The 20,574-nt window shown below is 70.2% G+C and carries 12 protein-coding genes; 6 read left to right on the top strand and 6 right to left on the bottom strand.

What is annotated here, in order from left to right:
* Nucleotides 1-15: 15 nt before the first annotated feature.
* From AB0L21_RS11575 to AB0L21_RS11555, 5 genes are all read right to left on the bottom strand, one after another.
* Nucleotides 16-2,745 carry a SpoIIE family protein phosphatase gene (locus tag AB0L21_RS11575; RefSeq protein ID WP_365783548.1) on the bottom strand — a complete coding sequence of 910 codons (2,730 nt, stop codon included), beginning with the start codon at nt 2,743-2,745 and terminating at the stop codon, nt 16-18.
* A gap of 319 nt (nt 2,746-3,064) precedes the next feature.
* Nucleotides 3,065-3,514: a nucleotide exchange factor GrpE gene (gene grpE, locus AB0L21_RS11570; RefSeq protein ID WP_365701302.1), complete on the bottom strand. Its 450-nt coding sequence runs from the start codon at nt 3,512-3,514 to the stop codon at nt 3,065-3,067.
* Nucleotides 3,515-3,516: 2 nt separating this feature from the next.
* A complete protein-coding gene (gene dnaK, locus AB0L21_RS11565) occupies nt 3,517-5,400 on the bottom strand; it encodes a molecular chaperone DnaK (RefSeq protein ID WP_365783546.1) in 1,884 nt (627 codons plus the stop codon).
* A 35-nt stretch (nt 5,401-5,435) separates the two neighbouring features.
* A complete protein-coding gene (locus tag AB0L21_RS11560; protein ID WP_365783543.1) occupies nt 5,436-5,804 on the bottom strand; it encodes a J domain-containing protein in 369 nt (122 codons plus the stop codon).
* A gap of 74 nt (nt 5,805-5,878) precedes the next feature.
* Nucleotides 5,879-6,283 carry a hypothetical protein gene (locus AB0L21_RS11555; RefSeq protein ID WP_365701309.1) on the bottom strand — a complete coding sequence of 135 codons (405 nt, stop codon included), beginning with the start codon at nt 6,281-6,283 and terminating at the stop codon, nt 5,879-5,881.
* Between the two features lie 412 nt (nt 6,284-6,695).
* Here AB0L21_RS11555 and AB0L21_RS11550 point away from each other — a divergent pair, with 412 nt between their 5' ends.
* Nucleotides 6,696-9,965 (top strand): GH92 family glycosyl hydrolase, encoded by a 3,270-nt coding sequence (locus AB0L21_RS11550; RefSeq protein WP_365783541.1) that lies wholly within the window; start codon nt 6,696-6,698, stop codon nt 9,963-9,965.
* 366 nt (nt 9,966-10,331) lie between these two features.
* On the opposite strand, the gene AB0L21_RS11545 is transcribed toward AB0L21_RS11550, so the two are convergent.
* A complete protein-coding gene (locus AB0L21_RS11545) occupies nt 10,332-14,135 on the bottom strand; it encodes a GH92 family glycosyl hydrolase (protein ID WP_365783539.1) in 3,804 nt (1,267 codons plus the stop codon).
* Between the two features lie 342 nt (nt 14,136-14,477).
* Between AB0L21_RS11545 and ngcE the strand changes: the two genes are divergently transcribed.
* From ngcE to AB0L21_RS11520, 5 genes are all read left to right on the top strand, one after another.
* A complete protein-coding gene (gene ngcE, locus AB0L21_RS11540; RefSeq protein WP_365783538.1) occupies nt 14,478-15,923 on the top strand; it encodes an N-acetylglucosamine/diacetylchitobiose ABC transporter substrate-binding protein in 1,446 nt (481 codons plus the stop codon).
* A 29-nt stretch (nt 15,924-15,952) separates the two neighbouring features.
* Nucleotides 15,953-16,879 (top strand): sugar ABC transporter permease, encoded by a 927-nt coding sequence (locus AB0L21_RS11535; protein ID WP_365701317.1) that lies wholly within the window; start codon nt 15,953-15,955, stop codon nt 16,877-16,879.
* 4 nt (nt 16,880-16,883) lie between these two features.
* Nucleotides 16,884-17,810, top strand: a complete 927-nt coding sequence (locus AB0L21_RS11530; RefSeq protein WP_356341531.1) for a carbohydrate ABC transporter permease — start codon at nt 16,884-16,886, stop codon at nt 17,808-17,810.
* A 205-nt stretch (nt 17,811-18,015) separates the two neighbouring features.
* Nucleotides 18,016-19,215, top strand: a complete 1,200-nt coding sequence (locus AB0L21_RS11525) for an ROK family transcriptional regulator (protein WP_365783536.1) — start codon at nt 18,016-18,018, stop codon at nt 19,213-19,215.
* 169 nt (nt 19,216-19,384) lie between these two features.
* Nucleotides 19,385-20,458: a sugar ABC transporter substrate-binding protein gene (locus AB0L21_RS11520; protein WP_365783534.1), complete on the top strand. Its 1,074-nt coding sequence runs from the start codon at nt 19,385-19,387 to the stop codon at nt 20,456-20,458.
* The last annotated feature ends 116 nt before the right edge of the window (nt 20,459-20,574 follow it).

The raw sequence follows: 20,574 nt of genomic DNA, 5'->3' as shown, positions 1-20,574 counted from the left end.
GCTCCGCGCGCACCGTCAGTCCCCGAGGTCCCCGAGGTCTTCCAGGTCCGCGAAGTCCCCGAACACCTGCGTGAGATCCGGCGCCGCCAGCTCCGCCCAGATCACCTTGCCCTGGGGCGTGTACCGGGTGCCCCAGCGCTCGGCCAGCTGCGAGACCAGGAACAGACCCCGGCCGCCCTCGTCGGTCGTCGCCGCGTACCGCAGATGCGGTGAGGTGCTGCTGCCGTCGGCCACCTCGCAGATCAGCGTGCGGTCATGGATGAGGCGCACATGGATCGGGTCGGAGCCGTACCGGATGGCGTTGGTGATCAACTCACTCAGCACCAGCTCCATCCCGAAGCCCAGCTCGGACAGCCCCCACTCGGCCAGCTTGGCCGAGACCGCCCCGCGCATCCCCGACACGGCGGCAGGGTCGCGCGGCACGTCCCAGTCGGCGACCCGGTCGGCCGGCATGGCCCGGGTGCGGGCCACGAGCAGGGCGACATCGTCACCGGGACGCTCGGGCAGCAGCTGCTCCAGCACCGCCTGGCAGCTCTCCTCCGGCGACCGGCCGGGGTGACCCGCAAGGGCCCGGCGCAGCAGCTCCATGCCCTCGTCCAGGTCGCGCCTGCGGTCCTCGATCAGACCGTCGGTGTACAGGACGAGCTGGCTGCCCTCGGCCAGCTCCAGCTCGGCCGTCTGGAACGGCAGGCCGCCCAGGCCCAGCGGCGGCCCGGCCGGCACATCGGGGAAGGTGACGCTGCCGTCGGGATGGACCAGCGCGGGCGCGAGATGCCCGGCCCGGGCCATCACACAGCGGCGCGTCACCGGGTCGTAGATCGCGTACAGGCAGGTGGCGCCGACGATCTCGCCGGGCGTCTCCGGACAGGGCTCGTCCTGGTCGAGGCGGCCCACCAGGTCGTCCAGGTGCTGGAGCAGCTCGTCGGGCGGCAGGTCGAGCGTGGAGAAGTTGTGCACCGCGGTCCGCAGCCGGCCCATCGTCGCGGCGGCGTGCAGACCGTGCCCCACCACGTCACCGACGGCCAGCGCCACCCGGCTGCCCGGCAGCGGGATCACGTCGAACCAGTCCCCGCTCACCCCGGACTGCGCCGGCAGATAGCGGTAGCCGACGTCGAGGGCGCTCTGCTCGGGCAGGGCCCGGGGCAGCAGACTGCGCTGCAGGGTGACCGCGAGGGCGTGCTCGCGGGTGTATCGGCGGGCGTTGTCGATGCTGACCGCCGCGCGGGCCACCAGCTCCTCCGCCAAGGTCAGCTCCTCCGCGTCGAAGGGCTCCCGCTTGGCCCGCCAGAAGTTCGCCATGCCCAGGACGACACCGCGCGCCTGGATGGGAGCGGCGATGAGCGAGTGGATGCCGTAGTCCAGGATCCGCCGGGTCCGCTCGGGGTCCTGCGCCTTCCAGCCCTCGGCCTGCGACAGGTCGGTCACCAGCTCCGAGCGTCCGGCGCCGTAGCCGCGCGCCTGCGGGGTGCAGGGCAGGAAGTCGATCAGCCGGCCCAGCTCGTAGAGGGGATGATCGTCCTGGATGCCGCTCACGGCGACCCGGCGGATGTCCTGCGCCGTCGGCGCCGGTTCCTCCCCGTGCAGGACGGCGTCGGCCAGGTCCACGGTGACGAAGTCGGCGAACCGGGGGACGGCGACCCGCGCCAGCTCGTCGGCCGTACGGACCACATCCAGGGTGCTGCCTATGCACAGCCCCGCGTCGTACAGCAGCTCCAGCCGCTCACGGGCGGCCTCGGCCCGGCCGGACACCGCCTGCAGCTCGGTGGAGTCGCGGAGCGTCACGACGGTGCTCCGGGGACCGCCCGCGTACTGCGTCGGCCGCTGGTTGACCGCCAGCAGACGCCCCTTGGCGAAGTGCACCTCGTCGCTGGCCTCGCGCCCCGAAGCGAGCAGCTCCACCGTCGCCGGGTCGAGTCCCGGCAGCTCCCGCACCGTGCGGCCCTCGGCGTCGGGGGGCAGGTCCAGCAGGCGCCGGGCCTCGTCATTGGCGAGCAGCAGCCGGCCGTCGGCACCGACGATGAGGACGCCCTCCCGCACCGAGTGCAGGACCGCGTCGTGGTGCTCGTACATGCGGGTCATCTCGTCCGGCCCCAGGCCGTGGGTCTGCCGCCGCAGCCTGCGGCCCACCAGGGCCGTGCCGCCGGTCGTCACCACGAGCGCGCCGCCCCCGGCGGCCAGGATGATCGGCAGCTGCCGGTTCAGCTCGCTCGTGACGTGCTTGACCTTCAGCCCGGCGGAGACGAGCGCGACCACCCTGCCGTGGGCGTCGCCCACGGGCACGGTGGCCTGGACCTCGTGGCCCAGCGGACCGTGGACGCTCTCGGTGTAGACCTTCCCGGCCAGCGACGGCTCTATGGTGCCCACGAACCGCTTGCCGATCCGGCTGGGCAGGGGATGGGTGTAGCGGATGCCGTGGGTGTCCATGACCACGATGAAGTCCACGCCCGCCGATCTGCGTCCCGCCTCGGTCAGCGGCTGGAGGACACGGGACGGGTCAGGGCTCTCCAGGGCGCGCAGCAGGCCCGGGGCGTGGGCGAAGGTCTGCGCGACGGCTATGGACCGGCGCGTGGCCTCGGTGCCGGTGTCCCGCTTCGACTGGAGCACGAGAGCGACGACGGCGCAGAGCACGAGCAGCACCACCAGCGCCACCTGGAGCAGGAAGACCTGTCCAGCGACGCTACGGGGGCTCTTGCCGATCACGGTGCGCCATGAGAGACGCGCGAATCGGCCAGATGCGTCCGACATGCGGCATTTGTAGCACCGCGTTCCGCCGGGTGGCTATGGTCCGTCCACGAGATGGACACGGGGGGCCTCCGGCCTGTCAGCGGGACCGGGCTCCGTGGGCGGGTGGCTACGGCGGGCCCGTGGCCGGTCGCCCCGCCCCCGCCCGCGGGGTCACCGCCGCCCGCTCACCGTGATGCGTGTCGGTCGTCCCGGCCCTGCCCCGGGGTCACCGCCGCCCGCTCACCGTGACGCGTGTCGGTCGCCCCGCCCCTGCCCCCGAGGTCATCGCCACCCGCTCACCGTCACGTGTGTCGGTCGTCCCGGCCCCGCCCCCCGGAGTTCACGGCGGCCCTGTCACCGTCACGTGGGCGGGGCGCAGCAGGCGGTTGCCGATGCGGTAGCCGGGGCGCAGGATCTCCGTGCAGACCAGCCGCTCCGCGCCCGGCGCCGTATGGTGGACGATCGCCTCGTGGCACGCCGGGTCGAACGGCTCGCCCTCCTCCCCGAACGCCTGCAGCCCCAGCGAGCCCAGCTGGGTCCGCAGCGTGTCGGCGATGTCCTTCAGGCCGGGGGTCAGCGGCTCGTGCGCGCACGCCCGGTCCACGGCGTCGACCACCGGCAGGAGGGCCGTCAGCACGTTGGCGACGGCGATCTCCCGCACGGCCATGCGGTCCCGCCGCACCCGCTTGCGGTAGTTGTCGTACTCCGCCTTCACCCGCTGGAGGTCGGCGGTGCGCTCCCGCAGCAGGCGCTCCACCTCGTCCGAGCTTCGCGTCCGCGCCCCGTCCATCGTCAGCCCGCCTCCGGCTTGTCGTCGTCGACGATCTCGGCGTCCACCACCTCGTCGTCCCCGCCGGAGCCCGCCGTACCGCCGGCACCGGCCTGGCCGGCCTGGCCTGCCTGCCCGGTCTGCCCGGCCTGCTCGCTCCGCGACCGCTCGTACAGCGCCGTTCCGATCTTCTGCGCGGCCTGCGCGGCACGGTCCAGGGCCTGCCGGATCGCCGCCGTGTCCTCGGACTTCAGCGTCTCCTTCAGCTCGGCCAGCGCCGTCTCCGTCTCGGACTTGGCGTCGGCCGGGATCTTGTCACCGTTGTCCTTGATCAGCTTCTCGGTGGAGTAGACGAGTTGCTCGGCCTGGTTCCGCGTCTCCGCGGCCTCCCGCCGCTTGCGGTCCTCCTCCGCGTGCTGCTCCGCCTCCCGGACCATCCGGTCGATGTCGTCGCGGGGCAGCGCCGAACCGCCGGTCACCGTCATCTTCTGCTCCTTGCCGGTGCCGAGGTCCTTGGCCGAGACGTGCATGATGCCGTTGGCGTCGATGTCGAAGGCCACCTCGATCTGCGGGACCCCGCGCGGAGCGGGCGCGATGCCGGTCAGCTCGAACATGCCGAGCTTCTTGTTGTACGCGGCGATCTCCCGCTCGCCCTGGTAGACCTGCACGGTCACCGAGGGCTGGTTGTCCTCGGCCGTCGTGAAGATCTCCGCACGCCGGGTCGGGATCGTCGTGTTCCGCTCGATGAGCTTGGTCATGATGCCGCCCTTGGTCTCGATGCCGAGGGACAGCGGGGTGACGTCGAGCAGCAGGACGTCCTTGACCTCGCCCTTGAGCACACCGGCCTGCAGGCTCGCGCCGACGGCCACCACCTCGTCCGGGTTCACGCCCTTGTGCGGCTCCTTGCCGGTCAGCTCCTTCACCAGCTCGGTGACGGCCGGCATCCGCGTCGAGCCGCCCACCAGGACGACATGGTCGATGTCGGACACCTTGATCCCGGCGTCCTTGATCGCGTTGTGGAACGGCGCCTTGCAGCGCTCCAGCAGATCGGCGGTCAGCTGCTGGAACTGCGCGCGCGTCAGCTTCTCGTCCAGGTGCAGCGGACCCTCTGCGGACGCGGTGATGTACGGCAGGTTGATCGAGGTCTCGCTGGACGACGACAGCTCGATCTTGGCCCGCTCCGCCGCCTCCCGCAGCCGCTGCACGGCCATCTTGTCCTTGGCCAGGTCGACGCCGTAGTTGTTCTTGAACTGTGTGACCAGGTGGTCGACGACCCGCTGGTCCCAGTCGTCGCCGCCGAGGTGCGTGTCGCCGTTGGTGGCCTTCACCTCGATGACGCCCTCGCCCATCTCCAGCAGCGACACGTCGAAGGTGCCGCCGCCCAGGTCGAAGACGAGGACCGTCTGCTCGTCGCCCTTGTCCAGCCCGTACGCCAGTGCCGCCGCCGTCGGCTCGTTGATGATCCGCAGGACGTTCAGGCCCGCGATCTCACCGGCTTCCTTGGTGGCCTGACGCTGGGCGTCGTCGAAGTACGCGGGCACGGTGATCACCGCGTCGGTGACGTCCTCGCCGAGGTACGCCTCCGCGTCCCGCTTCAGCTTCTGCAGCACGCGCGCGGAGATCTCCTGCGCGGTGTACCGCTTGCCGTCGATGTCCCCCTGGTCGGGGAACCGCCACGCGTGGTCCCCCACGTGCCGCTTGACCGAGCGCGCGGTGCGTTCCACGTTCGTCACGGCCTGCCGCTTGGCGACCTCGCCGACCAGCACCTCGCCGTTCTTGGCGAACGCGACGACCGACGGCGTGGTCCGTGCGCCTTCCGTATTGGTGATGACGGTGGGCTCGCCGCCCTCCAGGACGGAGACCACCGAGTTCGTCGTACCGAGATCGATTCCGACCGGACGCGCCATCTGCGTGCTCCCTCTTCCTCTTCGGCCCGTGTGCCCTACGGCCGCTCACCGGGTTCCCAGTGCACCGGTCCCGCGCGCAGCGGCGGCTCGGGAGCCGTGCCGCCCGGCACGAAGAGGTACCGGAGGCGGGACAGCGGGCCCGTCGCGGCGGCGCCGGACGGGGCGCGGTGCCGCCGGGACGACCGCTCGTACGCCCGGTCGTAGGCCGCGCGCCGTACCGGGTCCCGGAGCGTCTCGTACGCCGCGCGCACCTCGTCGAACCGGGCCGCGGTGACCGCGTCCACCCGGGTGTCCGGCCGCAGTTCCCACGCCCTGCGGCGGAAGGCGGAGGCGATCACCTCGGCCGTGGCGGAGGGCGCCACACCGAGCACCGCGTACAGGTCCGGCTCCACCGTGCGGGTCACCTCCTCACCCACCGCGAACTGCGCGTTCGAACCGAATTGCCTATCAATCGGAATAAAACTTGAGTGGACCCATGTCAAGTGTGGTCGGCCGCCGGAGCCGGAGCCGGCCGCTCCGGCACCCTCCGTCGCCGCAGGACCCCGAGCAGCTCGCCGGCCTCCTCGGGCGGCACCGAGACCGCGACCCGTGAGAGAGGAGCGGTGGAGGGGGTGGGCCACAGGTCGACGAGAACGGCCGGGTACCCACTTCGCAGCGCGACGAAGTCCCGTCCGCCCGGATGCCGCCACTCGCCCAGAGGGCGGGCGGGCCGTTGCCGGCCGCGCTCCGGCACCCCCCGCAGCGCGCGCCACCAGTCGGGCTCGATCCGCGCGTCCTTGATCACCGCGTCCGGCAGCCGGACCTCCCCGCGCCGCGCCCGGAGCCGCTCGCTCCAGGACAGCCGCACCACGAGGTCGTCGCCGTCGATCAGCAGCCGTGCCACGGGAGACCTCCCGACAGCGGAACTCCGACGTGTCTCTCCGTCGGGTTCCCCGCTCCCGGCTTCGCCCTCACGCTCGGTCGGGTCGCTCTGGGCGGACCCGGTGGCATAGGCGCCGGGTCCGCGAGCCGGACAGGCGAGGGGGTGGGCTGCCTGTCCGGAGGGAAATGGCCTGGAACCGCGTGGCTTGTGCGGCGAGACAGTGCACGACATCGTTGTCAATCGGCGTGCACATGACTCTACCGCCTCAACCGACAACGATGTCAAGACACTTGGCTCGTCCGGCCGGGTGACGAGGGCGTGCGCCTCCCGGCGCGTACGCGGTCTTCCGTGGTACCGGTGGCGCACGTTACTGTCCCTGCGGCTTGTGCGACCTGTGGTGCGCGACCCGTCCGTTAGGAGGAAGGGCCGCGTCATGCGTTTCAGACCCACGTCCCTGCTGCTGGCCGCGCTCCTCGCGACCGCAGGCACCGCAACTCCCGCCCTGGCGGCGACCGCCGCTCCCCCCGGCCTCGTCAAGGACCCGACCCCGTACGTAGATCCGCTGATCGGCACCAGGAACGGCGGCGACGTCTTCCCGGGCGCCGTCGTGCCGTTCGGCATGCTCTCCTGGAGCCCGGAGAACACGCGCGGCGACGCCACGCGAACCGCCGCCCCCGGTGGCTACCAGTACGACGCCACCCGCATCCGCGGCTTCAGCCTCACCCACATGTCCGGCACCGGCTGCGCCGGCGGCAGCGGGGACATCCCGTTCTTCCCGTACGCCGGCGAGGTCACCTCCTCCCCGGCGAGCGACACCAAGGACGCCGTCTACGCCTCCGACTTCCGCCACGCCGACGAGGCCGCCGAGCCCGGCCACTACAAGGTCGGCCTGGCCTCCGGCGTCACCGCCGACCTCACCGCCACCGCGCGCACCGGCTCGGCCCGCTTCACCTACCCGGCCGGCAAGCCCGCCTCCCTGCTCGTGCGCACCGCCAACTCCGAGGTGGGCTCGGAGGACTCGACGGTCACGATCGACCCGGACACCCGGACCATCTCCGGCTCGGTCACCTCCGGCAACTTCTGCGGCTACCTCGACCCCGAAGGCCAACGCGCCTACTACACCCTCTACTTCACCGCCCGCTTCGACCGCGCCTTCCAGACCACCGGCACCTGGCACGACGACCGGCTGGACCCCGGCTCCCGCCAGGCGTCCGGCGGCACCGGCGGCTTCGCGCACGGCGGGCGGCCGGTCGCCGGGAAGGGCGCGGGCGGGTATGTGCGGTTCGCGCCCGGCGACGGCCCGGTCAACGTCAAGGTCGGCATCTCCTACGTCAGCCGGGAGGCGGCCGAGGCCAACCTGGCCGCCGAGAATCCGCCGGGGCGGTCCTTCGACGCGGTCCGAGAAGCCGCCCGGCGGGCCTGGCGGGAGCGGCTCGGGGCCGTCCGGGTCGGCGGCGGCACGGACGCCGAGCGGACCACCTTCTACACCGCGCTCTACCACGCCCTGCTGCATCCCAACGTCATCAGCGACGCCGACGGCAGGTACCGGGGTGCCGACGGCCGCGTGCACACGGTCGACCGTCGCCGGCACGCCCAGTACGGCACCTTCTCCGGCTGGGACGTCTACCGCGACCAGGTGCAGCTGCTGACGCTGCTCGACCCGCGCACGGGCTCGGACATCGCGCAGTCCCTGTACGAGCTGGCCCGGCAGAACAACGGCGTCTGGGACCGGTGGCTGCACGGCGCGAGCGGCACCCACGTCATGAACGGCGACCCCTCGCCGGCCGCGCTCGCCGGCATCCGCGCCTTCGGCGGCACGGACTTCGACCTCAAGGGCGCCCTGAAGTCCCTCGTGCGGGCGGCGACCGTCCCCACACCGCAGGACCTGTCCCCGGCCGGCAAGCCGGTGCTGTCGGCGGGCCAGCGCCCCTCCCTCGACAAGTACCTCAAGCTGCACTACATGCCGAGCGTGTCCAACGCCTGGGGCGGAGCCGCCGAGACCCTGGAGATGTCCACCGCGGACTTCGCCATCTCCCAACTCGCGCGCGCGGCGGGGGAGGAGGGCACGGCGGACACCTTCGCCCACCGCGCCCAGTGGTGGCAGAACAACTTCAACATCGCCGCCGCGCCGGACGGCGGCTACATCGCCAACCGCAAGGCCGACGGCAGCTGGGTCACCGGCTTCACCCCGGACACCGGCAACGGCTTCGTCGAGGGCACGGCCGCCCAGTACACCTGGATGGTCCCGCACGACCCGGCGGGCCTCTTCGCCGCGCTGGGCGGCCGGGAGGCGGCGCTCGCCCGGCTGGACGACTTCTTCCACGACGCCGACGGCGGCTGGGCCTTCACCGGCAACGGCGGCACCAAGTCCGAACTGGACAACGAGCCGTCGATCAACGTCCCCTACCTGTACGACTACGCCGGCGCCCCCTACAAGACGCAGGAGACCGTCCGCGCGGCGATGCGGCAGCTGTGGTCCACCGAGCCCGGCGGCATCCCGGGCAACGACGACCTCGGCGCGATGTCCGCCTGGTACGTCTTCTCCGCCCTCGGCATGTACCCGCAGGTGCCGTCCCGCGCCGAACTGGTGCTGGCCTCACCGCTGTTCGAACGGATCGAGATCGACCGGCCGCACGGCAACGACATCTCCGTCCGCGCCACGGGAGCGGCGGCCGACGCGCCGTACGTCCGCTCCCTGAAGGTGAACGGCCGCAGCAGCGACCGGCCGTGGCTGCCCGCGTCCTTCGTCCGCGACGGCGGCCGGCTCGACTACACGCTGTCCGCCACCCCGGACCGCGACTGGGGCGCCAGCAGTCCGCCGCCGTCCTTCCGGGAGGGGGAGCAGCCGTACCAGATCGGCGTCGGGCCCACCACGGCCACCCTCGCCCCCGGTGACAGCACGAAGATCGGTGTCCGCGCGCTGTCGCTGACCGGCGGCACCGGTCCCGAGGTGCGCTTCCGGGTGGAGACCCCGGCCGGGGTGACGGCCACGCCCGCCGAGGGCACGGTCACCGACGGCTCCCAGGAGATCACCCTCACGGCGGCCCGGGACGCCCAGCAGGGCTTCGCCGACGTCCGGGTCACGGTGACCTCGGGCGACTCCTCCTACGAGCAGCCGGTGGCGCTCACCGTGGCCGCCCCGGGCACCCTGCTCGCCGCCTACAACAGCACCGGCGTCTCCGACGACGACGGCGACCACGACGAGGCCGACTACGACGGCGGCGGCTGGAGCTACTCCCGGCAGGCCCTCGCGGCGGCCGGCCTCACCCCGGGCAAGCAGGCCACGGTCGGCGGTCTCGCCTTCACCTGGCCCGCCTCGCCCGCCGGCCGTCCCGACAACGCCTCGGCGTCCGGCCAGACCATCCAGCTGACGAGCCCCGCGGGCACCTTGTCCTTCATCGGCAGCGCCGTCAACGGCAACCAGCAGACCAAGGCGACCGTCACCTACACCGACGGCACCACCGACACCGTCGACCTGTCGTTCACCGACTGGACCGTGGGCGGCGGTGGCGGCTCCGTCCAGTACGGCAACGAGGTCGTCGCCAAGACCGCGTACCGCAACGTCGCCGGCGCGGACAAGGACCCGGTGGCGACGTACGTCTTCGCCACCAAGCCGTACCAGGCCCCGGCGGGCAAGCGGATCGAGTCCGTCACGCTCCCGCGCAACATGGACCTGCACGTGTTCACCCTCGCGACGGGCTGAGCCTGCGCAGCCCGAGCGCGCCGAAGCGGCCCGCACCCGGTCTCCCGGGGCGGGCCGCCTCCTCATCGCTCGATCCGCACGCCGTCCGGCCGTGGGAACGGCATCATGTCCCAGCCGTCGGGCCGGCCCCGGTACAGCGGCTCACCGGGTTCCGCCGCCGGCAGTCGCGGGAACGCGCCCGCGCCACGACAGGACGTCCTCGTCGTGGCCCGGCCACGGGACGGGTGGCGCGGAACCGGGCGCCCCAGCGGTCGAACACCGGGCGCGCCGGCAGTAGCCGTCCTCCACGCCCGCGACGAAGCCGGCCCACTGGGTGAGGAGCCGGTGAACGGGCCCCCTTCCATGGGCCGGCTGTCGCACAGCCGGTCAGCCCAGCAGTTCCACCTCCGCCAGGGTCGACTCGCCGTCCAGGACCAGGCGGTACTTCGTGTAGGTGCCCGGTGCGGCGATGGTGAAGGCGCGCGTCTGGCGGTCCCAGGTGAACGTTTCCCCGGAGCGGTGGTCCAGGGTCTGCCAGGTCGTGCCGTCGGCGGAGCCCTGCAGGGTCCAGCCGGTCGGTGCCTTCGTGCGGTCGGCGCCCGAGGTCAGCGTGTACTGGACCGGACGTGCGTCGCCCTTGGCCGGCAGGTCCGCCGAGGTGACCGTCGCGCTCGTCGCCGAGGTGTCGTCGAAGAGCGGGCCGTCACCCTTCAGCACGTCCGCGCGGGGCGTCGGCACCTTGTCGTCCTGCGTGACCGAGACCGGCGCCGCGTCCTTCCCGGTGCCCCACGCCGACGGCTTGGAGCCCATGAAGAAGTCCAGCACCCCGCCCTTGGACAGCAGCGAGTGGGGGAGCGACGTCGACTTCCAGGGGCGGCCGTTGACCATGACGCCCTGGACGTAGACGTTCTTCGCGCTGTTCCCCGGCGCCCGCACCACCAGGTCCCTGCCGTTCTCCAGATGCACGGTGACCTTCTTGAACAGCGGGGAGCCGATGGAGTACTCGCCGCTGCCCATCACGAGCGGGTAGAAGCCGAGCGCGGAGAAGAGGTACCAGGCCGACTGCTCGCCGTTGTCCTCGTCGCCGTGGTAGCCCTGCCCGATCTCGCTGCCGGTGTAGAGCCGGGAGAGTGCCTCGCGGACGTACGCCTGCGCCTTCCACGGTTCGCCGGCCGCGTCGTACATGTAGATGACGTGGTGCGCGACCTGGTTGGAGTGGCCGTACATGCCCATCCGGACGTCCCGCGCCTCGGTCATCTCGTGGATGACACCGCCGTAGGAGCCGACGAAGTCCGGGGAGGCCGTCTCCGGGGTGGCGAAGTACTCGTCCAGCTTGTCGGCGAGGCCCTGCCGGCCGCCGTACAGGTTGGCCAGGCCCCGGCTGTCCTGCGGGGCGGTGAAGGCGTAGCCCCAGCCGTTGGTCTCCGTGTAGTCGTAGCCCCACACGCGCGGGTCGTACTTCGCGGAGTCCACGCGCCAGCCGCCCTTGTCGTCGCGGCCCTGGAAGAAGCCCGCCTTGGCGTCGAACAGGTTCACGTAGTCCCGGGCCCGGTTGAGGAAGTACTCCGACTCCTCCCGGTAACGCTTCTCGCCGGTCTTCTTGTAGAGCGCCTCGCCCATCTTCGCGATGCCGTAGTCGTTGACGTAGCCCTCCATCGCCCAGGACAGGCCCTCGTGCGTGTCGGTCGAGGTGTAGCCGAGGAACGGCGAGGTCGACATGCCCTTGCGGCCCACGCCCGACATCGGCGGGACGACGGTCGCGTTCTTCACGGCCGCGTCGTACGCCGCCTTCGCGTCGAACTTCACGCCCTTGACGTAGGCGTCGGCGAAGGCCACGTCCGAGGAGGTGCCGGTCATCAGGTCGGCGTAGCCGGGGGAGGACCAGCGGGAGGTCCAGCCGCCGTCCTTGTACTGCTGCACGAACCCGTCGACCATCTCGCCCGCCTGGGACGGCGTCAGGAACGAGTACGCCGGCCAGGTGGTCCGGTAGGTGTCCCAGAAGCCGTTGTTGACGTACACCTTGCCGTCCACGATCTTCGCGCCGGTGTGCGTCGGGGTGTCCGGACCCGGCATCGGGGAGAACGGCGAGGCGTACCGGTCCTTGCCGTCGACGCGCTCGAAGCCGGAGTTGGGGTACAGGTACAGCCGGTACAGGCCGGAGTACAGCGTGGTCAGCTGGTCCGGGGTCGCGCCCTCCACCTCGACCTTGCCGAGCAGCTTGTCCCAGACCCGCTGGGCATGCTCCTTGACCGTGTCGAAGGAGGTGCCGTCCGGGATCTCCTGGCGCAGGTTGTCCTTCGCCTGGTCGACGCTGATGAGCGAGGTCGCCAGGCGCAGGGTGACGGTGCGGTCGGCGCCCGCGTCGAAGCGCAGGAATCCCTTCACCCCGCTGGAGCCGCCGTCGGTGACCGGCTTGTCGAACTCGCCGTACACGAACAGCCGGGTCGCGCCCGTGGACAGGCCCGACTTCACGTCCGAGTAACCGGTGACGGTCCCGTGCTCCTTGTCGAGCGTGAGGCCGGCCTGCTCGGTGACGTTGTCGAACAGCACGCTCGCGTCGTCACCGGGATAGGTGAAGCGGAGGGCGGCAGCGTGGTCGGTCGGGGCCATCTCCGCCTTGAGGCCGTTCTCGAACCGGACGCCGTAGTAGTACGGCCGGGCTGTCTCGTTCTCGTGCCGGAAGGGCAGCTCCCGCGCCTCGCGGCCGGTGTCCGGGGTGCCGGACGCGGCCGACGGCATCAGCTGGAAGGTCTGCCGGTCGCCCATCCAGGGGCTCGGCTCATGACTGGCGCTGAACGCCTGGATCGTCGGCAGGTTGTCCGCGTTGTTCGCCCGTGCGTACTCGTACAGCCAGCTCAGCGAGGACGCGTTGGTCACCGGGGTCCAGAAGTTGAAGCCGTGCGGCAGGGCCGTCGCCGGGAAGTTGTTGCCGCGCGAGAAGCTGCCGCTGGAGTTGGTGCCGCGAGTGGTCAGCGCGTAGTCCGACAGATGCGCCTTCGGCTTCTCGGGCGCCACCGGCTTCAGGGTCACGTCGTCCAGCCAGCCGCGGAACTTCGCCGGGCCGTCGGGGGAGTCGTACGCCACCAGGATCCGGTCGACGGTCCTGCCGGCCGCGACCGAGCCGATCCGCGCGGCCACGTTGTTCCACTGGTTGACGTACAGGGCCTTCGACGCGCCCTGCCCGCGCGGGGTGAGCGGGAAGCCGTGGCTGTCCAGCGCGCCCAGGCCGCTCAGATAGGTGCCGTCGGTGAAGGCCAGGTCGACGGAGACGTTCGTGGCGTCGTAGTCGCGGTCGCCGTCGGCCATCGACGGGAAGATGCGGTACGACAGCTGGGTGTCGCCGCCGACCTTCACGTTCACGTCGAAGACCTTGTTGTACGAGTAGGCCCGGCCGGCCGCCGTGTGCCGGCCGGCGTAGCGCAGGGCACGCGTTCCGGTGAACCCGGCCCGCGCCTTGGCGGTCGGCGAGCCGCTCGGGCCCTTGTCGACCAGCGTCAGCATGTCCTGCGGGACCGGGCCGCCGCCGCTGCCGGTGGAGAACTGCACATCGGCGAGCTGCAGGATGTCCGGGGCGCCGGCGTTCTTCGTCACCTCCAGCCGGAAGTGCTGGTACTCGGCCGGCTCGGCGAGGTCGTACGACTTCGTCTGGAACCGCTCGGCGAAGTCCTCGCCCGAGCGGGTGTCGACCGTCTTCCAGTCCTTGCCGTCGGTGGAGCCCTTCAGGGTCCAGTCCTTGGGGTCGCGCTCGCCGAAGTCGTTGGCCGAGGTGAGCGCGTACGTCGTTATCTTGATGGGTTTGTCCAGATCGAACTCCACCCAGCCGGTGGGCTCGAAGGTCAGCCACTTGGTGCCGGGCTCGCCGTCGACGAGGTTCTCCTTGACCTCGCCGGCGCCCGTGTTCTCGCCGCTGGCGCGGACTTCGGCGACATGGTCGGTGACATTGCCCGGAATACCCGTGCTGTAGCCGCCGTCGACGCCCGAGGCGCGCTTGGTGCCGTCCCGTCCGGTGTCGACGGTGTTCAGCCAGTCCGGCGCCGGGTCGCCCGCCTCGAACGAGGATGCGAACTCCCGGTCGGCCGCCGGGGCTTTGGCGGGCAGGGCGACCGCCGCGCCCTGCGAGCCGACGGCCATGACAAAGGCGGCCGTGAGGACGGCCGCCGGACCCCATCTGTGCCGCGTTCTCCGCTGCATCTACCGGTTTCCCCTCCTGCGCCCCCTCCGGACAACGTTGTCAGCTACGGGGCGCAGGAACCAGTAGGTGGTCAAGTGGCCCGGGATGTCAAGGGTGTTGGCTGTGGCATTCAGGGAGTTATGTCGCGACTTTTTCCGGCGGGCCGTTCCGTGGGCCCTCATATTTCCGCGAGGTCTCAACTCGGAAAAGACCCAACGCGAACCCTGCATTCGATCTTGCTCAGTTGGCGGGAAGTGGACTATACCTGTCGGCGTTTCCAGCACGACCCAGCACTACCCGACAGCGGTGCCGGGGAGGATCCGGTTCACCGCCTGAGTCCTGGAGAAGGCGAGGACTTGAGCATGGGATCCACTGCGCACCACGATGCCGAAGGTGTGGGCCGTCGTGATCTGATCAAGCGGTCCGCGGCGCTCGGCATGGTCGCGGCCCCGGGAATGGGCCTGCTGTCCGCCTGCGCGAGCGGCGGCGGTGACGGACAGGACAAGGCGAAAGCGGGCAAGAAGACCGCGAAGAACCCGCTCGGCGTCAATGACACCGCGGGCATGGAGTTCGTCCTCTTCGACGGCGGCTTCGGCAAGGAGTACGCCGAGGACGCGGTGAAGGTCTACGAGAAGGACTTCCCCAAGGCCAAGGTGAAGTTCGCCGCCACCCAGAAGATCCAGTCCACCCTGCAGCCCCGTTTCAACCAGGGCAATCCGCCGGACCTCATCGACAACTCCGGGGCCGAGCAGATGGACATGGGTGTGCTCGTCGGCAAGAACCAGCTGGCGGACCTCACCCCGCTGCTGGACGCGCCGTCGTACGACGACCCGGCCAAGAAGGTCCGCGACACGCTGCGCCCGGGCATCGTGGAGATGGGCCAGTTCGACGGCAAGCCGGTCTGGATCCTGTACTACGCCTACACGGTCTACGGCGTCTGGTACTCGCAGAAGGCCCTCGACTCGCTGGACGCGGAGTACCCGCAGACCTGGGACGAGATGCTGGCGGTCTGCCAGAAGGCCAAGAAGAAGGGCATGGCGGGCTGGACGTACGCGGGCAAGTACCCGTACTACATCCCCTTCTCGCTCTACCCGATGATCGGCAAGGTGGGCGGCCGAGAGGTCCTCGACGCCATCGACAACCTGGAGCCGAACGCCTGGAAGCACCCGGCGGTCAAGGCCTGCTTCGAGGCCTACTACGAGCTGTACAAGAAGGGCTACATCCTGAAGGGCACGCCGGGCCTGGACCACATCCAGTCCCAGACCGCCTGGGCCAAGGGCGAGGCGCTGTTCATCCCGAACGGCTCCTGGGTGGAGAACGAGTCGGCCAACGTCATCCCGGCCGACTTCAACCTCGCCGTGTCCGCCCCCAGCGGCCTGGACTCCTCCGACAAGCTGCCGTTCGGCACCATCTGGGCCTCCGGTGGTGAGCCCTTCATCGTGCCGGCCAAGGCGAAGAACGCCGAGGGCGGCATGGAGCAGCTGCGCATCCTGCTCTCCGAGGCGTCCTCGAAGAACTTCACCGCCAAGGTCAAGTCGCTGACCGCGTACAACGGAGGCACCAGCGGCATCAGCCTCACGCCGGGTCTGAAGTCGGGCGTGGCGGCGCTGGACAAGGCGGGGTCCAACGTGATGAATCCGCGTCTGCAGGACTGGTACGTGCAGTTGCAGAAGGAGAAGATCGGTGTGGCCGGTCTCGGCGAGATGATGGCCGGACGGCTCACCCCGGCCGAGGCCATCAAGAAGATCCAGGGCTTTGCCGACGAGGCGGCCAAGGACACCTCGATCAAGCACTACAAGCACCAGTAATCCAGCACCCTGACAGCACCGGAGTGGCGATGCAGCACGGCAAGTACCGGTTCATCGTGGGGTTTCTGGCACTGCCCCTCGGACTGTACGCGCTCTTCGTGGTGTGGCCGTTCATCCAGTCCATCTACTACTCGTTCACGGACTGGACGGGCCTCAGCCCCGAATTCAAAATGGTCGGCTTCGACAACTACAAGAGGATGCTCGACGACGACATCTTCTGGAAGTCGCTCCAGCACAGTCTGCTGTTCGCTCTGGTGCTGCCGGTGGTGACGATCGGGCTCGCGCTGTTCCTCGCTTTCATGATCAACGTGGGCGGACGACGCAGAAGGGGCGGCCCCGTGATCTCCGGGGTCCGGGGCTCGTCCTTCTACAAGATCGTCTACTTCTTCCCGCAGGTGCTGTCCATCGCGATTGTCGCGCTGCTGTTCGCCTTCGCCTACAACCCGGACAGCGGCGCGATCAACTCGCTCCTGCGCGGCATCGGCCTCGACGGCGTGCAGCCGCTGTGGCTGGGCGATCCGAGCCTCGCCCTGTGGTGCGTGATGGCGGTGCTCGCGTGGTCCACGGTCGGCTTCTTCGTGGTGCTGTTCTCCGCGGGCATGGCCTCGATCCCGGCCGAGCTGTACGAGGCGGCGCTGCTGGACGGCGCCAGCCGCTTCACCACCTTCTTCCGCGTCACCCTGCCGCTGCTGTGGGACACCGTGCAGTCCGGCTGGGTGTACATGGGCATCCTCGCCCTCGGCGCCGAGTCGTTCGCGGTCGTACAGATCATGACGACCGGACCGGGCGGTCCCGACTACTCGACCACGGTGATGGTCCTGTACGTGTACCAGAAGGCGTTCCGGGACGGTCAGGCCGCCTACGCCACCACCATCGGCGTCGCCCTGCTCGTCGTCACGCTCGCGTTCGCGGCGATCGTGATGAGGCTGGGCCGTCGCGAGCGGCTGGAGTACTGAAGCGATGAAGACGACCGAGACCCCCGCACCGCTGCCGGCCGAGTCCGGCGCCGGCGTGACCAAGGTGGACGTGCCGCCGGCCGTGCCGTCCCCCGGGCGGAAGAGGGAGGGAAACGTCCTCAACGTCTTCTCCCACGGCATCCTGGTCATCTGGGCGATCATGGTGGTCCTGCCGCTGGTGTGGGCCGTGATGACGTCCTTCAAGGACGACAGCTCCATCTTCGGTTCGCCCTGGTCCCTGCCCGACAGGCTGCACTTCGACAACTGGGCGCGGGCGTGGACCGACGCCAACATGAGCGACTACTTCCTGAACACCGTCCTGGTGGTCGGCGGCTCATTGATCGGCACCCTGGTGCTCGGCTCCATGGCGGCGTACGTGCTGGCCCGCTTCGACTTCCCGGGCAACCGCTTCGTCTACTACCTGTTCGTCGGCGGCATGAGCTTCCCGATCATGCTCGCGCTGGTCCCGCTGTTCTACGTGGTCAACAACATGGGGCTGCTGAACACGATCCACGGCCTGATCCTGGTCTACATCGCCTACTCGCTGCCGTTCACGGTCTTCTTCCTCACGGCGTTCTTCCGCACCCTGCCCACCTCGGTGGCGGAGGCGGCCTTCGTCGACGGCGCCTCGCACTCGCGTACGTTCTTCCAGATCATGCTGCCCATGGCGAAGCCGGGTCTGATCAGCGTCGGCATCTTCAACTTCCTGGGCCAGTGGAACCAGTACATGCTGCCCACGGTGCTCAACACCGACCCCGACAAGAAGGTCCTCACCCAGGGACTGGTCCAGCTGGCAGCCAGCCAGGGTTACAAGGGCGACTGGTCGGGGCTCTTCGCGGGCCTGGTCATGGCGATGCTGCCGGTGCTCGCGGCGTACATCGTCTTCCAGCGCCAGGTGGTGCAGGGGCTGACCGCGGGGGCGCTCAAATAAGGGCTCGACCCGGCGCGGTCACGCCCCGCGGTCACTCCAGGACGCACACCGTCCCCTCCCCGGGGGAGGTGTGCGTCGGTGTGTCCATGTACCCGGAAACGGTTCAACCTCTTGACGGGAGTCGCCCCGAACGGCTCAGCTTAGAGTTCACTAGTTGGACATACACGGGGCCCCGCCGAAGCGGCCCCGCGCTCAGGAGGTCGTCGTGGAGACTCCAGGGTCGCAGTCGTCACTGCACCGAGCCAACCTGGAGCGGGTGGTCCGGGCCGTACGGCTGGCCGGGTCCCTCACGCAGGCGGAGATCGCGCGGACGACCGGGCTGTCCGCCGCCACCGTCTCCAACATCGTGCGGGAGCTGAAGGACGGCGGAACCGTCGAGGTCACGCCCACGTCGGCGGGCGGGCGGCGGGCCCGCAGCGTCAGCCTGAGCGGGGACGCCGGCATCGTGATCGGGGTCGACTTCGGGCACACGCATCTGCGGGTCGCGGTCGGGAACCTCGCCCATCAGGTGCTGGCCGAGGAGGCCGAGCCGCTGGACGTCGACGCCTCCGCCGACCAGGGCTTCGACCGGGCCGAACAGCTGGTCAACCGGCTGATCGCGGCGACGGGCGTGGACCGGGCCAAGGTGGCCGGCGTGGGGCTCGGCGTGCCGGGTCCGATCGACGTCGAGTCGGGCACGCTCGGCTCGACCGCCATCCTGCCCGGCTGGGGCGGCACCAAGCCCGCCGAGGAGCTGCGCGAACGGCTCGGCGTGCCGGTGCACGTCGACAACGACGCCAACCTCGGCGCCCTGGGCGAGCTGGTCTGGGGCAGCGGCAAGGGCGTCCGGGATCTGGCGTACATCAAGGTCGCGAGCGGTGTCGGCGCCGGTCTGGTGATCGACGGGAAGATCTATCGCGGCCCTGGCGGCACAGCGGGCGAAATCGGGCATATTACACTCGATGAATCCGGCCCGGTCTGCCGCTGCGGGAACCGCGGCTGCCTGGAGACGTTCGCGGCGGCGCGTTACGTGCTGCCGCTGCTCCAGCCCAGCCACGGGTCCAGCCTCACGATGGAAGGCGTCGTACGGCTGGCCAGGGACGGTGACCCGGGCTGTCGTCGGGTGATCGCCGACGTCGGCCGCCACATCGGCAGTGGAGTGGCCAATCTCTGCAATCTGCTGAACCCGAGCCGGGTGGTCCTCGGCGGTGATCTCGCCGAGGCCGGTGAGCTGGTGCTCGGGCCGATCAGGGAGTCCGTCGGCCGCTACGCCATTCCCAGCGCGGCGCGCCAACTGTCCGTTCTTCCGGGTGCACTTGGGGGCCGCGCGGAGGTGCTCGGAGCGCTCGCCCTGGCCCTCAGCGAGATGGGCGATTCGACCCTTTTGGAGGGTGTACTGCCCATCGCGGCCCCTGCCTTCACTTAGAGAACGGATGGCACCGTTGCCATCTCGTTAAGGATTTACTTCTTGACGTCGCACGTGTGGCCGAGTTGACTTCCAGCCACCTCGGCCGCAACGACGCGGCCTCGTCAGGGAGGTTTGAAGAGTGAACAAGCGCATGCGTCGTGCTGCCTTTGCTTTCTGTGCCACCGCAATGACCGTCTCGCTCGCCGCCTGCGGCAGCGCGAAGGAGTCCGGCGGCAACGGTGACAGCGGTAAGACGGCCACCCACAAGGGTGACGACATCACCGTCGGTCTGCTCCTGCCGGAGAACCAGACCGCCCGCTACGAGAAGTTCGACAAGCCCATCATCGAGAAGCAGATCTCGGAGCTGACGAACGGCAAGGGCAAGGTCGACTACCTCAACGCCAAGCAGGACGCGACGCTCCAGTCGCAGCAGATCGACACGATGATCACCAAGAAGGTCGACGTGCTGATCCTGGACGCGGTCGACTACAAGGCGGTCGCCCAGGGCGTCAAGAAGGCCAAGGACGCGGGCATCCCGGTCGTCGCCTACGACCGCCTCGCCGAGGGCCCCATCTCCGCCTACACCTCCTTCGACAACGTCGAGGTCGGCAAGACGCAGGGCGAGGCCCTGCTGAAGGCCCTGGGCGGCAAGGCCAAGTCCGGCAAGATCGTCATGATGAACGGCTCCGTGACCGACCCGAACGCCGCGCAGTTCAAGAAGGGCGCGCACGACGTCCTCGACGGCAAGGTGAACATCGGCAAGGAGTACGACACCAAGGAGTGGAAGCCGGAGAACGCCAACGCCAACATGGAGGGCGCCATCTCCGCCCTCGGCAAGGACAAGATCGTCGGCGTCTACTCCGCCAACGACGGCATGGCGGGCGGCGTCATCACCGCGCTCAAGGGCGCGGGCCTCAAGAAGCTTCCCCCGGTCACCGGCCAGGACGCCGAGCTCGCGGGCGTGCAGCGCATCGTGACCGGCGAGCAGTACATGAGCGTCTTCAAGTCGTACCCGCAGGAGGCCGAGACCGTCGCCAAGATGGCCGTCTCGATCGCCAAGACCGGCAAGGTCGACAGCTCGCTCGGCGCCAGCACCGTCGACAGCGGCACCGAGAAGGGCATCCCGGCCGTCATCGTCCCGGTAGTCTCGCTGACGAAGGACAACATCAAGGACACGGTCGTCAAGCAGGGTTACTACACGGTCAACGAGATCTGCTCGGCCAAGTACAAGGCCGCCTGCGCCAAGATCGGCCTGAAGTAACACCCCCAGGGGGCCGCCTCGGCGGCGGTCCCACCGGCCTGCACGGGAGACGCGCGCGCCCACTGTCCGCGCGCCCCGTGCCGGCACGTCCGGCGCCCCGCCGCCGACAGCCCCGC

It is taken from the genome of Streptomyces sp. NPDC052721 (genome assembly GCF_040678315.1).
In the GTDB taxonomy this organism is placed as follows: Bacteria; Actinomycetota; Actinomycetes; order Streptomycetales; family Streptomycetaceae; genus Streptomyces.
This window is presented reverse-complemented; position numbering and strand designations above follow the sequence as displayed.

What these genes read in the sequence shown, in the direction of transcription:
- AB0L21_RS11575 (WP_365783548.1), bottom strand. Translation starts at nt 2,745, where the DNA reads ATGTCGGACGCATCTGGCCGATTCGCGCGTCTCTCATGGCGCACCGTG.
- grpE (WP_365701302.1), bottom strand. Translation starts at nt 3,514, where the DNA reads ATGGACGGGGCGCGGACGCGAAGCTCGGACGAGGTGGAGCGCCTGCTG.
- dnaK (WP_365783546.1), bottom strand. Translation starts at nt 5,400, where the DNA reads ATGGCGCGTCCGGTCGGAATCGATCTCGGTACGACGAACTCGGTGGTC.
- AB0L21_RS11550 (WP_365783541.1), top strand. Translation starts at nt 6,696, where the DNA reads ATGCGTTTCAGACCCACGTCCCTGCTGCTGGCCGCGCTCCTCGCGACC.
- AB0L21_RS11545 (WP_365783539.1), bottom strand. Translation starts at nt 14,135, where the DNA reads ATGCAGCGGAGAACGCGGCACAGATGGGGTCCGGCGGCCGTCCTCACG.
- ngcE (WP_365783538.1), top strand. Translation starts at nt 14,478, where the DNA reads ATGGGATCCACTGCGCACCACGATGCCGAAGGTGTGGGCCGTCGTGAT.
- AB0L21_RS11535 (WP_365701317.1), top strand. Translation starts at nt 15,953, where the DNA reads ATGCAGCACGGCAAGTACCGGTTCATCGTGGGGTTTCTGGCACTGCCC.
- AB0L21_RS11530 (WP_356341531.1), top strand. Translation starts at nt 16,884, where the DNA reads ATGAAGACGACCGAGACCCCCGCACCGCTGCCGGCCGAGTCCGGCGCC.
- AB0L21_RS11520 (WP_365783534.1), top strand. Translation starts at nt 19,385, where the DNA reads ATGACCGTCTCGCTCGCCGCCTGCGGCAGCGCGAAGGAGTCCGGCGGC.